Below are 12,815 nucleotides of genomic sequence, written 5' to 3'. Positions count from 1 at the left end.
TCGCCTGCGGCTGCTGATCAGCCGTGTGTGGCGTCCTTGACATCCGTATGGGCGAAATCGTCGCCCTTGAAGAGCAGCGGCTCGTCCTCGCTTTTGGCCAAGGCATAGGAGAAGCAGTCGCCGAGGTTGAGCCTCGCCGGATGACCAGAGCCGCGTCCGAACCGCTGGTGCGCCTCCCGGGCCACGCGCGCCTGTTCCGGCGTGAGCGAGACAACCTGCACACCGGTCGCTTCGAGGAGCTGATCAAGTCGGCTCTCGATGCGCACCGACGGCAGCCGGTCGAGGACGATGGCGCATTCGACGTAGGTCGCCGCAGACATCCGACTGCGAGCATCACCACCAAGCAACTCCATGAAGGCCTCACGCTCGGGTTCGTCTTCGTGGATGGCGACGATGGCAGAAGAGTCGACGATCATCGAGGCAGGCCGGTCACGTCGTCGTACAGGTCATCCATGATCTCCTGCGCCGTGGGTCCGCCCACGACTCGCTCGGCATCGATCTCGGCCAGGAGCTGGTCGAGCCGACGCCTCTTCGTGTCGCTCTCGGCCTCACGAATGAGGTCGGCGAGGTAGCGCTCCAGGGCACTCTCGATGGCACCGGTCTGAGTGGTGCCGGTCCGGGCGGCAACATCGCGGGCCAGTGTCACCACGCGCTCATTCTTGATGTTGAGGGCCATGGCACCATGGTACCAGTGCTGTCTACCCGGGTACCTTTCCAGTGAGCGCAGCCGCCCAGTCGCTGAGCGCGATGCCTTCGTCGGCGGTGCGGTCGATCGAGGTCGCCGCCAACATCGCGTGACCGATCGCGCGCGTGACACAGTCGGCCGCTGCGGTCTGGAGGTGCACGAGATCGAGGTCGCCTGGCGCTTCCCGCTCACCTGTCGCGAGGGTGAAGATCGTGTCTCCGTCGTATGCCGTGTGCGCCGGTGACAGGGCCCGGGCCAGTCCGTCGTGGCTCACCTCGGCGAGCTTGCGGCACTGGACCTTCGTGAGCGTCGCGTCCGTCGCCACGACCCCGATCGTCGTCGCCATACCGGCCCGCAGCTCTGCCTCGGCGGCGGCGAGAGCCTCCCAATAGGCCTGTGCCGCAGCGGGATCGGGCACAGGTGTGTCGGTGAACTCGTCTGCGAGACCTGAGCGGACGGCATACAGGGATCCGTCAGGAGCGCAGGGTGAGCCCATCGCGTTGACCACCACGATCGCTCCCACGGTCACGCCGTTGACCACGGCGCTGGCCGTGCCGACGCCACCCTTGAGGCCGCCGGCACGGGCGCCGGTGCCAGCGCCGACTGATCCCTGCGCCACTGGTCCGTCGGTGGCTTCGCGCCAGGCCCTTGCGCCGTCCTCGGCGGACGGAGTGTGGCTGAACTCGCCACCGCGCCCGAGGTCGAGAATGACCGCGGCAGGCACGATCGGCACGACCTCGGAGACGTCCTCGGTGCTGAGCGGCCAACCTCGCCCGTCGGCATAGGCCTCCTGCATCACCCCATCGGCGCTCGCGAGACCAAAGGCGCTCCCTCCGGCGAGCACGACGGCATCGACGCGGTCGACGAGCCGGACCGGGTCGAGCAGGTCGGTCTCGCGCGTGCCGGGAGCGCCGCCGCGGACGTCGACGCCACCGACCGTGCCGGACGGTGGAACGAGGACGGTGACACCGGTGAGCCAGCCCTGTTCGTCCCGAGTCACGTGGCCGACACGTATGCCGGTGACATCGGTGATGGCGTTGTGGCGACCGGGATGCGGGGCTTCCATGGGCCCAGCATGCCGAAGGCCGGCCCACCCCTCAGAGGTGGACCGTCCTTCGTCGTGCCGAGCCTGCGTCAGTGCAGGACGACCGGGGGCGCCACCTCGGCGGCATCCGCGTCGTCGAGCAGGTGGCTCTCTTCGTGCTTGCGCGGGAGGAAGGCCGCCGAGACGAGGGTGAACGCGACCATGATCGCGGCGATGAGGAAGGTGTTGCCGAACACCTCGCCCATGGCGTTCTGGACAGCTGCCTGTAGCGCCGCAGCGCCCGCAGCCGGGTCCTGGAACTGGCCGAGGATGTCGCCGACGAGCGGGAACCTCTCGAGCAGCCCACCGGTCTGCGACGGGTCGAGGCCCTTGGACGCCTCGGCGAACCCACCGGCCTGGGAGACCAGATCGTCGTTCTTGAGCCCGTTGGTGAGAACGACCGAGATGATCGCGACACCCATGGAGCTGGCGACCTGCTGCGAGATGTTGAGCAGCGTCGAACCGCGGGCGACCTGGTGGGCCGTGAGCGTCTTGAGCGCCGAGGTCATGAGCGGCATCATCGTGGCACCCATACCAAGGCCCATGACGAACAGCACGGGAATGAGATAGCCCCAGTAGGACGTGGTGCCGTCGACTTGGGTGAGGGCGAACATGCCACCCGTGATGAGGACCAGTCCGACGGGCACGATGCGGCCGACCGGGATCTTGTCCGCGAGGACCCCGGCGATCGGCATTGTCAGCATGGCGCCGATTCCCTGTGGGGCAACGAGCAGACCTGCGTCAAGAGCACCCTCGCCGCGCACCTGCTGCAGGTAGGTCGGGACGAGGAGCAGTCCGCCAAAGAAGGCGCCCGCGAAGATGAACATGGTGATCGTCGACCAGGTGAGGTTCTGGTTCTTGAACAGTCGCAGGTCGAGCAGCGGGTGCTCCGGGCGGAAGCTGTGGAAGACGAAGGCGACCATCAGCGCGATGCCCACGGCGATGAAGCCGAGAACCTGAGCCGTGACCCAGGTCCCATGCTTCTCGACACTGGAGGGGATCGAGGAGATGCCGTAGAGGAAGGCGGCCAGACCCGGGCTCATCAGGGCCATACCGAGGAAGTCGAAGGACTCCGAGGGCTCGGGGCTGTCCGAGGCCAGGGCCCACCAGGCGTAGCCGAGGGCAGCGATGCCGAGCGGCAGGTTGATGAGGAAGATCCAGTGCCAGGACACGGCGTCGATGAGCCAGCCGCCCAGGATCGGGCCCAGGATCGGGCCGAGCAACATCGGCACACCGAGGATGGCCATGAGACGCCCCATGCGTGCCGGTCCGGCAGCCTTGGTCATGATCACCATGCCAAGGGGCATGAGAAGACCGCCACCGAGGCCCTGGATGACCCGGAAGAGGATGAGCATGTTGATGCTCGTGGCCGCGGCGCACAGGGCCGAGCCGAGGGTGAAGAGGGTGAGCGCGGCCATGTAGAGGCGCTTGGTTCCGAAGCGGTCAGCGGCCCAGCCCGTGAGCGGGATGACCGTGGCGAGAGCCAACGTGTAGGCCGTGACCGTCCACGCGACGGTCGAGTAGGGCAGCGGGTTGTCAGTGCCTGTGAAGGTGACCTGAAGGTCGGGGAGTGCGACGTTGACGACGGTGATGTCGAGGATCGACATGATGGCGCCGAGGACGACGACACCGGCGATCTTGAGGACCGCCCCGTCGATCTTCTCGGGGTACTCAATCTGGGCAGGGCTGGACAAACGAGGCTCCTCGGAGCAAAAGGGTGGGAGTCGGCGTCGTTGCCGGGACGCGGGGAACCCGCACAAAAGTATTGTGCTCCCCCCGGATCCTTCGACGCCAGTCCGATCTTCAGCTTGGGCGTGGTTAGGCTGCGGGGGTGAATGAGATCGAGATCGGACGTGGCAAGCGTGCCCGGCGCGCCTACTCCTTCGACGATGTCGCGGTAGTGCCTTCGCGGCGCACGCGCGACCCCGAAGAGGTGTCCATCGGGTGGCAGATCGACGCCTACCACTTCGACCTGCCGGTGATTGCTGCGCCGATGGACTCGGTGATGTCACCCGAGACGGCGATCGCGTTCGGCGGGCACGGCGGACTGCCGGTGCTCGACCTCGAGGGCCTGTGGACGCGCTACGAGGACCCGGCACCACTGTTGGCCGAGATCGCCACTCTTGAACCGGCGCTCGCGACCGCGCGGATGCAGGAGATCTACCAGGCCGAGATCGTTCCCGAGCTCATCGTCGAGCGGCTGCGCACCATCCGGGAGGCCGGCGTGACCGTCGCGGGGGCACTCACGCCGCAGCGCACGCAGCAGCTCTGGAAGACCGTGGTCGACGCGGGCGTCGATCTCTTCGTCATCCGCGGCACCACCGTCTCGGCCGAGCACGTGTCGAGCCGCGCCGAACCGCTCAACCTCAAGCGCTTCATCTATGAACTCGACGTGCCCGTCATCGTCGGTGGCGCTGCGTCCTACTCCGCGGCCCTCCACCTCATGCGCACCGGAGCGGCTGGCGTGCTCGTCGGTTTCGGCGGCGGCGCGGCCCACACCACCCGTCGCACCCTGGGCATCCACGCGCCCATGGCTTCGGCCATCGCCGACGTCGCGGCGGCCCGTCGCGACTACCTCGACGAGAGCGGCGGCCGCTATGTCCACGTCATCGCGGACGGTGGCGTCGGCACGAGTGGCGACATCGTCAAGGCCATCGCCTGCGGTTCCGACGCAGTGATGCTCGGTGCCGCCCTGGCCCGCACCACCGAGGCTCCCGGCCGCGGCTTCCACTGGGGCGCCGAGGCGCACCACCCGGAGTTGCCCCGCGGCGAACGTGTCGAGGTCGGAGCAGTCGCCTCGCTCGAGGAGGTCCTCTTCGGTCCGAGCAAGGTCGCCGACGGCACGACCAATCTCGTTGGTGCGCTCCGCCGCGCCATGGCCACGACCGGCTACACCGAGCTCAAGGACTTCCAGCGGGTCGAGATCGTCGTCGCGCCCTACGACGTCGACTGAAGGCACTGAACTGAGCGACTGAGTCACACCCTCTGTTGGCGGCCGGTTCTGTTGGTTACTCTCAGGTAATGACCGATGTCATCGCCGACCCTGAGCTGGACCCCACCGCCACGTATGCCGTGGACCCGACCCGTGCGCGTGAGCTCGCCCGGCGCGTCGTCGCCGGACCGGGGGCCAAACAGCACCTGAGCCACACGCCGATGACCGGGGCGCCACTCGCGTCGCTCCCGGTCTCGACGCCCGAGGACGTCGCGGTCGCCATCGGCACCGCGCGGTCCGCGCAGCGCGTCTGGGCCAGACTCAGCATCGACCGTCGCGCCCAGGTGCTCCTGCGCTTCCACGACCTCGTGCTCGAGCGACAGGTCGAACTGCTCGACCTCATCCAGCTCGAGTCCGGCAAGGCCCGCAGCCACGCCTTCGAGGAGGTCGCCGACTGCGCGATGGTCGCCCGGCACTACGCCCGAGCGTCGGCGGCATACCTCAAGGATTCGCACGTCCAGGGCGGGATCCCGGTGCTGTCACAGACCGTCGTCAGCCATCGTCCCAAGGGTGTCGTCGGCATCGTGTCACCCTGGAACTATCCGTTGAGCCTGTCGATCACTGATGCGCTTCCGGCCCTCATGGCGGGCAACGCGGTCGTCCTTCGTCCCGACCAGAAGTCGTCGCTCACGGCCCTCGCGGGTCACGAGCTGCTGATCGAGGCGGGGCTGCCCGAGGGCGTCTTCCAGGTCGTTCTCGGCCCGGGCGGCTCGACCGGCCAGGCGATCGTCGACCAGGCCGACTACGTCTGCTACACCGGCTCGACACCCACCGGGCGCACCGTGGGCGAGGCCGCGGCCAAGAGGCTCGTCGGCTTCAGCCTCGAGCTCGGGGGCAAGAACTCCATGTATGTCGCGGCGGATGCCGACATCTCGCGGGCCGTCGCGGGAGCGGTGCGAGCGTGCTTCGCCTCTGCCGGGCAGCTCTGCATCAGCGCGGAGCGCCTCCTCGTCCACCGTGACATCTTCGGTGAGTTCGTCACCAGGTTCGTCGAGGCGGTCGAGGCGATGAAACTCGGCACCGAGCTCGCCTACGGCAACGACATGGGTTCGCTTGTCGGTCAGAGCCAACTCGACACCGTGACCCAGCACGTCGAGGATGCCCGCGCGCACGGTGCCATCGTGCTCACGGGTGGTCAGGCGCGCCCGGACGTCGGTCCGTTCGTCTACGAGCCGACCGTCCTCACCGGCGTCACGGAGGCCATGGTCTGCCGCGACGGCGAGACGTTCGGCCCGGTCGTGTCGGTCTATGAGGTCGGCTCCGATGAAGAGGCCATCGCGTTGGCCAACGACACCGAGTACGGCCTCAACTCCTCCGTGTGGACCCGCGACGTGCGTCGCGGTCGTCGGATCGCCGCACAGATCAGCACCGGCACGGTCAACATCAACGACGGGTACGCCGCGGCCTGGGCCAGCGTCGGCGCGCCCATGGGCGGGATGAAGGCTTCAGGCATCGGCCGTCGCCACGGTCGCGAGGGCATCGTCAAGTACACCGAGACCCAGAACGTCACCGCCCAGCACCTCGTCGGTTTCGGTGGGCTGCCCGGTGTGCCCGAGGGCAGGTACGCCCAAGGGATGACGGTCGCCCTGCGCGCGATGAAGGCGCTGGGCCTGAAGTGACTTCCGCACCTCTCGACGTCAACGATGACGTCGATGTCGAGGCCGCTGCTGAGGTCGACGTCGATGTCGTGGTCATCGGCACCGGCTTCGGCGGCTCGGTCGCGGCACTGCGGCTCGCCGAGAAGGGCTACTCCGTCCACATGCTCGAGGCGGGTCGCCGCTTCGAGGACGAGGACTTTGCCAAGACCTCGTGGGACCTGCGCAACTACCTGTGGGCGCCGGCCCTCGGTCTCTATGGCATCCAGCGGGTGCACAAGCTGCCCGACGTCATGATCCTCGCGGGGGCCGGTGTGGGCGGTGGCTCGCTCAACTACGCCAACACCCTCTATGTGCCGCCGGAGCCGTTCTTCCGCGACCAGCAGTGGGGTCACATCACCGACTGGCACGACGAGCTGGCCCCTCACTACGAGACGGCCTCGGCGATGCTCGGCGTCGTCGAGAACCCCTGCGAGGGTCCGGTCGAGCAGATCTGGCGCGACGTCGCTGACGACATGGGGGTGCCCGAGACCTTCCGCAAGACCCCGGTCGGCGTCTTCTTCGGCAAGCCCGGCGTCGAGGTCGAGGACCCCTACTTCGGTGGCGCTGGCCCCAGGCGTCGCGGCTGCATCGAGTGCGGCAACTGCATGGTCGGCTGCCGCCACGGCGCCAAGAACACCCTGCGCAAGAACTACCTCCACCTCGCCGAGGGCCTCGGTGTGGTCATCGAGCCGCTGCGGACCGTGACCCGTCTGGGAGTCGTGCCGGGCGCGGAAGGCGCGCGCGGGTCCCACGCTCTGCGTGGGCCGGCATACGCCGAAGGTTCTGAAGACAAGATTTATCGGGTGCTGCACGAGCAGACCGGGCCGTTGGCCGGCAAGGACGCGCGGGTCATCACGGCCAAGCACGTCATCGTGGCGGCCGGCACTTGGGGCACGCAGACTCTGCTGCACGCGATGCGCGACGAGGGTGAACTGCCGCAGATCTCCAACCGGCTGGGCCACCTGACGCGCACCAACAGCGAGGCGTTGCTCGGTGCGATGACGGAGCACGTGAGCGACGAGGCGGCGCTCTCCGACGGCATCGCCATCACGTCGTCGTTCCACCCCGATGCGGACACCCACGTCGAGAACGTCCGCTACGGGCCGGGGTCCAACGTGATGGGCCTGCTCTCGACGCTGCTCGTGCCGGGCAACACCGGCCGACCGCGACCGGTCGAGTTCCTCCGCGAGCTGGTGCGCGAGCCTCAGGCGTTGCTCAAGCAGTTCCCGATGACGCGGCGATGGAGTGAGCGCACCGTCATCGGGCTCGTCATGCAGTCCCGGGACAACTCACTACGGGTGTCGGGTCGTCGAGGGCTTTTCGGTCGCCGCGGGCTCACCTCGCAGCAGGGGCATGGCGAGCCGAACCCGACCTACATCAAGGCCGGTCACGAGTCGATGCTCGCGGTTGCGGAGCGGCTCCAGAAGCTCACTGGTGAATACACGATCGCTGGCGGCACCTGGGGCGAGGTGTTCGACGTGCCTCTGACCGCACATTTCCTGGGTGGCGTGGCGATCAGTGACAGTCCTGAGACGGGTGTCATTGACGCCTATCACCGGCTCTGGGGACACCCCGGCATCTCTGTCACGGACGGGTCAGCCGTGTCCGCCAACCTCGGCGTCAATCCGTCGCTGACGATCACGGCGCAGGCCGAGCGGGCGATGTCGTTGTGGCCCAACAAGGGTGAGGTGGACCGTCGTCCCGCGCAGGGAGAGTCCTATCGACGCATCGATGCGGTGGCCGCTCACAACCCTGCGGTGCGCGAGATCCACCGTGTCGACAACACCGGCGACCTCGGGATCTCCGCCCTGCGCCCCGTCTGATCCTTCTCAGTCTTCATCCCGCCAGGCCCGCCAGAGCGCGGCGTAGGCACCATCACGCGCGATGAGCTCGTCGTGCGTGCCGAGCTCACTGATCCGTCCGTCTTCGACGACACAGACCCGATCCGCGTCGTATGCCGTGTGCAGGCGGTGTGCGATCGCGACCACCGTGCGTCCCTGGGTCACCGCGGCGAGCGAATGCTCGAGGTGGCGGGCCGCGCGCGGGTCGAGCAGTGACGTCGCCTCGTCGAGCACGAGGGTGTGGGGGTCGGCGAGGACGAGCCGGGCCAGCGCCAGCTGCTGCGCCTGGCCCTCGGTGAGCGGGTGTCCACCCGATCCCACGGTCGTCTCGAGACCACTCGGCAACGCCCGGACCCAGGCGGCGGCATCGACAGCCGAGAGGGCGGCATACACGTCGTCGTCGGAGGCGGTCGGCCGCGGAAGGCGCAGGTTCTCGCCGACGGTGCCCACGAAGACGTGGTGCTCCTGGGTGACGAGGGCGACCGCGCCGCGCAGGGTCGACAGGGTGAGGTCGACGAGTGGGACGCCACCGACGGTGACCCGGCCGGTGCGAGGGCCGTCGATCCCGGCCATGAGGCGACCGAGAGTCGACTTGCCCGCGCCGGAGGGGCCGACAATGGCGAGTCGTTCACCGGGCTGCAACGTCAGACTGACGCCGTGGAGCACGTCCTTGCCCTCGCGATAGGAGTAGCGGACGTCCTCGACCTCGATGGTCTCGCCGCGGGGCTGCTCACCTGTCGCCACCCGGTCGGGCGGGACCTCCCCGACACCGAGCACCCGGGACAGCGACGTCGCCGCGAACTGGATCTCGTCGAGCCAGCTGATGAGGTCACCGAGCGGGTCGAGCATCTGCTGGATGTAGAGCGTCACCGCGGTCGCCGCACCGATGGAGATGTGGCCGTTCCAGGCGAGCCAACCGCCCCACAGCACCGAGACAGCGATGGGGAGGAAGAAGCCGATCTCGAGCCACGGGAACCAGCGCAGTCGCAGGCTCACGCCGACCCGTTCGGCGCGCCCCGCCTCGGCGAGAGCCTCGTCGAAACGCTCGCGCCGCCCCTCGCTCAGGCTCAGATTGTCCATCGTCCGCAGACCCTCGATGGTCTCTGCCCCAACGGAATTCAGCCGGGCATAGGCCGCGTGCTCCCAGAGGTAGACGCGACCGGCGCGCTTGAGGTACCAGACGCTCGAGGGGATATGGAGGAACAGGGGAGTGAGCAGGGCGAGGGCCGCCAGAGGCGATGTCGCGATCGCTGCAATGACGGTGGCCGTGACCGTCATGACGGACACGACGATGGCGGGGATGCCGAAGCGGATGACGTGGGTCATCGCCTCGATGTCATTGGTCGTGCGGGCCACGAGGTCGCCCGTGCCGGCACGTTCGAGGGTCGACAGCGGCAGGCGGACGGCATCGCGGACGAAGTCCTCACGCAGTCGCGCGAACACATGCTCGGAGAGGATGAACGCGGCCCGGCGGGCGAGCCAGGTCAGCACCGCCTGCGCCAGGATCGCCGTGACGAGCACGGCGATGAGGATGTCGATGCGTCGCAGGCTGGCACGCGCGGGCCCGTCCTGCGTGATCTCCTGGACGATCTGACCGACGACCCACGGCCCGACGAGGCCGACGAGTGCGGCGAGACCGTGCAGCCCGAGGACCCAGAAGAGGGGTCGGCGGTGGTCGCGCAGGAGCACGCGGGTGTGGGCGATGACCGTCTGACGGCTCGCAATGGGGAGCGAGCGCTTGGCGTGGTCGGTGTCGCCGAGTTGTTCGAGGATCGGGGTCATCGTTCAGTCCCCCTCTCCGCGCAGGACGGTGCGTCGGTATGCCGGGTTGTTGCGGACAAGGTCGTGGTGCGTTCCGTGGGTGGTCACGATGCCGTCCTCGACGACGAGGACTGTGTCGGCCCGGTCGAGTAGCAGCGGGCTGGCCGTGACCAGGACCGTCGTGGAACCGCTGCGGTGCTTGGGGATTCGCTCGGCGATGCGGGCCTCGGTGTGAGCGTCGACGGCACTTGTCGGCTCCACGAGGATGAGCACCTCGGGGTCGCGCAGGAGCGCCCGGGCCAGGGCCAGACGCTGGCGTTGGCCGCCGGAGAGCGAGCGACCTCGCTCCTCGAGTTCGCCGTCGAGGCCGCCGTCGATCGAGTCGACAGCGTCGGAGGCGTCGGCCGTGTGCAGCGCTGCGAGGAGGGCGTCGTCGTCGGCTCCTTGGGTGAAGTCGGCACCGAGCTCACGCCGGACCGGACCGCTGAAGAGGTGTGGGTCGGACTGCGACACGACGATGCTGCGGCGCACCTCCTCGATCGGCAGGTCGTCGATGCCGACCCCACCCCAGAGAACCCCGTGGCTACCGGCAGTGGTGCGGCCCAGGCGAGCGGCGATGTCGGCGGTCTCCTCGGGGCGGGCCGAGACGATGGCGGTGAGGACACCCGCCTCGATCCGCACGCCCGACACCGGGTCCACGAGGACTCCTCCCGTCCCGAACTCGCCAATTCCCCCGTTGGGGACCGGCGTGTCCGTCCCGGAGGGGAGGAATTGGCGAGTTCGGGACGGGTGGTCGGGCTGGGCCGCGAGGATCGAGACGAGGCGCCCGGCCATGACCCGTGACGTGATGAGTTTGTTGACGAACTCGGTCGCCGTCCGCAGGGGCATCGTGAGGAACGCGGTGTAGCCATAGAACGCCACGAGCTCGCCCGGCGTGATCTCACCGGCCACCGCAAGGTGGGCGCCCAGGCCCGTCACGACCACGACAAAGACGCCGGGCAGCAGCACTTGGGCCGCGTCGAGCAACGCCTGCACACCCGACAACCGCACACCTGCGTCGCGCACGCGACTGGACTGTGCGGCATACCGGTCCAGGAAGTTCTCTTCGCCACCGACGCCGCGCAGGACACGAAGCCCAGTCACGGTGTCGGCGCCGAGCGCCGTGAGCTGGCCCGACTCCTCACGCTGTGCCGCCTGTCGCTTCTGGAGCGGGCGCATGACGAACGACAGTGACGCGAGCAGCAAGGGGCCGCCGATGAGCATGACGAGTCCGAGCATCAGCGAGCCCTGCAGCAGGATGATCGAGACGACGATGAAGCTGATGATCGCCCCGGCGAACCGCGCCGACACGTCAAAGACCATGCCGAGCTTCCAGAAGTCGTTGGCGAAGGCCGTCAGCACCTCACCCGCAGGCTTGTCCCGTGTCAGCGCGGGGCCGGCCCGACGCACCGCGCGCTCGGTGACGATGGCCGCGCGAAAGGCCGCGAAGAGCCAGTTGCTCACCGCGTACCAGTGCCGCAGGTTCGTCGTCGCAGCACTGATGAGACCCATGCCGAGGATGACGCCAGCCCAGAGCAGCAGGGCCTGACCGTCACGGGCGATGAGTCCGTCGTCGATCGCCTTGCCAATCGCGGCTGGCACGAGCGCGATTGAGAGCATCCACGGGATGCCGAACGCGGCTCCCGCTGCGACGGTTCGCCACTGGCGCCGAACCAGCCACAACAGGAAGCGGTCGGCGCTGGTCGGGGGAGTGGCATCGGCCTCGAGGGCGTAGGGCCAGGTCTTGATCGGCATCGCACCTCCAGCGTAGGAGGCCGAGCCGGGACCGGGCCACCGAGTTTTGCGCGCCGATCGTCCGCTCATGGTCCATCTGCTCGTCACCTTGGCCTGTTATCCATGCGCCATGCAGCAGAACCTTCGTGAGTACATCGACCAACTCATGGTCGAGGGCTACACCGTTCGCGACGACCAGGGCGACGACCCGACCCTCATCGCACCCGATGGCAAGGCCGTCGAGACGTGGCGCGAGAACTACCCCTACGACGAGCTCATGGAGCGCAACGGCTACGACGTGGAGAAGTACCTCCTCCAGATCGAGCTGCTCAAGTTCCAGTACTGGGCGCAGGACACCGGGCAGAAGTTCGTCGTCCTCTTCGAGGGGCGGGACGCGGCCGGCAAGGGCGGGACGATCAAGCGATTCACCGAGCACCTCAACCCCCGTGGTGCGCGGGTCGTGGCGCTCACCAAACCCAGTGACCGCGAGTCAGGACAGTGGTACTTCCAGCGCTACATCCCGCACCTTCCGACGAGCGGCGAGATCGTCCTGTTCGACCGGTCCTGGTACAACCGCGCCGGCGTCGAGCGGGTCATGGGCTTTTGCAGCGACGACGAATACGAAGCCTTCATGAACCAGGCGCCTCGAGTCGAGCGCATGCTCGCCGAGTCCGGGGTCCACGTGACGAAGCTCTGGTTCTCCGTGACCCAGCAGGAGCAGCGCACCCGCTTCGCCATCCGCCAGATCGACCCCGTGCGCCGGTGGAAGCTCTCGCCGATGGACCTCGAGAGCCTCGACAAGTGGGACGCCTACACCGCGGCCAAAGAGGCGATGTTCGAGCGCACTGACACCAAGCACGCGCCGTGGACGGTCATCAAGTCCAACGACAAGAAGCGCGGCCGGATCAACGCCATCCGCTTCTTCCTCAACCAGTTCGACTACACGGACAGGGACTCCGAGGTCGTCTACGCACCTGACAAGAAGGTCGTCTCCCGAGGCAAGAAGACCGAGGGCGACTGAGCCGGGAGTCGCCCGTGCGCA

The 12,815-nt window shown here is 68.1% G+C and carries 10 protein-coding genes; 4 read left to right on the top strand and 6 right to left on the bottom strand.

What is annotated here, in order from left to right:
* Positions 1 to 17: 17 nt before the first annotated feature.
* The 4 genes from V6K52_RS15630 to V6K52_RS15615 form a co-directional block, all read right to left on the bottom strand.
* Positions 18 to 416 carry a type II toxin-antitoxin system VapC family toxin gene (locus V6K52_RS15630; protein ID WP_353951044.1) on the bottom strand — a complete coding sequence of 133 codons (399 nt, stop codon included), beginning with the start codon at positions 414 to 416 and terminating at the stop codon, positions 18 to 20.
* Complete coding sequence (locus tag V6K52_RS15625) at positions 413 to 676, bottom strand: type II toxin-antitoxin system VapB family antitoxin (RefSeq protein WP_353951043.1); 264 nt, start codon at positions 674 to 676, stop codon at positions 413 to 415. Before V6K52_RS15625 ends, V6K52_RS15630 begins: the two co-directional genes overlap by 4 nt.
* 22 nt (positions 677 to 698) lie before the next feature.
* Positions 699 to 1,751 carry a P1 family peptidase gene (locus tag V6K52_RS15620; RefSeq protein WP_353951042.1) on the bottom strand — a complete coding sequence of 351 codons (1,053 nt, stop codon included), beginning with the start codon at positions 1,749 to 1,751 and terminating at the stop codon, positions 699 to 701.
* Positions 1,752 to 1,819: 68 nt separating this feature from the next.
* The gene (locus V6K52_RS15615; protein ID WP_353951041.1) at positions 1,820 to 3,463 is read right to left on the bottom strand and encodes a DHA2 family efflux MFS transporter permease subunit; all 1,644 of its coding nucleotides are present in this window, start codon (positions 3,461 to 3,463) and stop codon (positions 1,820 to 1,822) included.
* Positions 3,464 to 3,600: 137 nt separating this feature from the next.
* On the opposite strand from V6K52_RS15615, the gene V6K52_RS15610 reads away from it, so the two are divergent.
* The 3 genes from V6K52_RS15610 to V6K52_RS15600 all read left to right on the top strand — a co-directional run bounded on the left by V6K52_RS15610 (position 3,601) and on the right by V6K52_RS15600 (position 8,221).
* The gene (locus V6K52_RS15610; protein ID WP_353951040.1) at positions 3,601 to 4,722 is read left to right on the top strand and encodes a GuaB3 family IMP dehydrogenase-related protein; all 1,122 of its coding nucleotides are present in this window, start codon (positions 3,601 to 3,603) and stop codon (positions 4,720 to 4,722) included.
* A gap of 68 nt (positions 4,723 to 4,790) precedes the next feature.
* Positions 4,791 to 6,380: a succinic semialdehyde dehydrogenase gene (locus V6K52_RS15605; RefSeq protein WP_353951039.1), complete on the top strand. Its 1,590-nt coding sequence runs from the start codon at positions 4,791 to 4,793 to the stop codon at positions 6,378 to 6,380.
* The gene (locus V6K52_RS15600) at positions 6,377 to 8,221 is read left to right on the top strand and encodes a GMC family oxidoreductase (RefSeq protein ID WP_353951038.1); all 1,845 of its coding nucleotides are present in this window, start codon (positions 6,377 to 6,379) and stop codon (positions 8,219 to 8,221) included. The genes V6K52_RS15605 and V6K52_RS15600 overlap by 4 nt, the downstream gene beginning before the upstream one ends.
* A 6-nt stretch (positions 8,222 to 8,227) precedes the next feature.
* Here the strand turns inward: V6K52_RS15600 and V6K52_RS15595 are convergent, their stop codons facing one another.
* Together V6K52_RS15595 and V6K52_RS15590 are read right to left on the bottom strand one after the other, a co-directional pair.
* Complete coding sequence (locus V6K52_RS15595; protein ID WP_353951037.1) at positions 8,228 to 10,021, bottom strand: ABC transporter ATP-binding protein; 1,794 nt, start codon at positions 10,019 to 10,021, stop codon at positions 8,228 to 8,230.
* A 3-nt stretch (positions 10,022 to 10,024) separates the two neighbouring features.
* Complete coding sequence (locus V6K52_RS15590) at positions 10,025 to 11,794, bottom strand: ABC transporter ATP-binding protein (protein ID WP_353951036.1); 1,770 nt, start codon at positions 11,792 to 11,794, stop codon at positions 10,025 to 10,027.
* Between the two features lie 109 nt (positions 11,795 to 11,903).
* Between V6K52_RS15590 and ppk2 the strand changes: the two genes are divergently transcribed.
* The gene (gene ppk2, locus V6K52_RS15585) at positions 11,904 to 12,794 is read left to right on the top strand and encodes a polyphosphate kinase 2 (RefSeq protein WP_353951035.1); all 891 of its coding nucleotides are present in this window, start codon (positions 11,904 to 11,906) and stop codon (positions 12,792 to 12,794) included.
* Positions 12,795 to 12,815 lie beyond the last annotated feature (21 nt).

Origin of the sequence: Knoellia sp. S7-12 (assembly GCF_040518285.1) — a bacterium.
Classification (GTDB): Bacteria; Actinomycetota; Actinomycetes; order Actinomycetales; family Dermatophilaceae; genus Knoellia.
The sequence above is the reverse complement of the archived record's forward strand: the minus strand, read 5'-3'. Positions and strand labels throughout refer to the sequence as shown.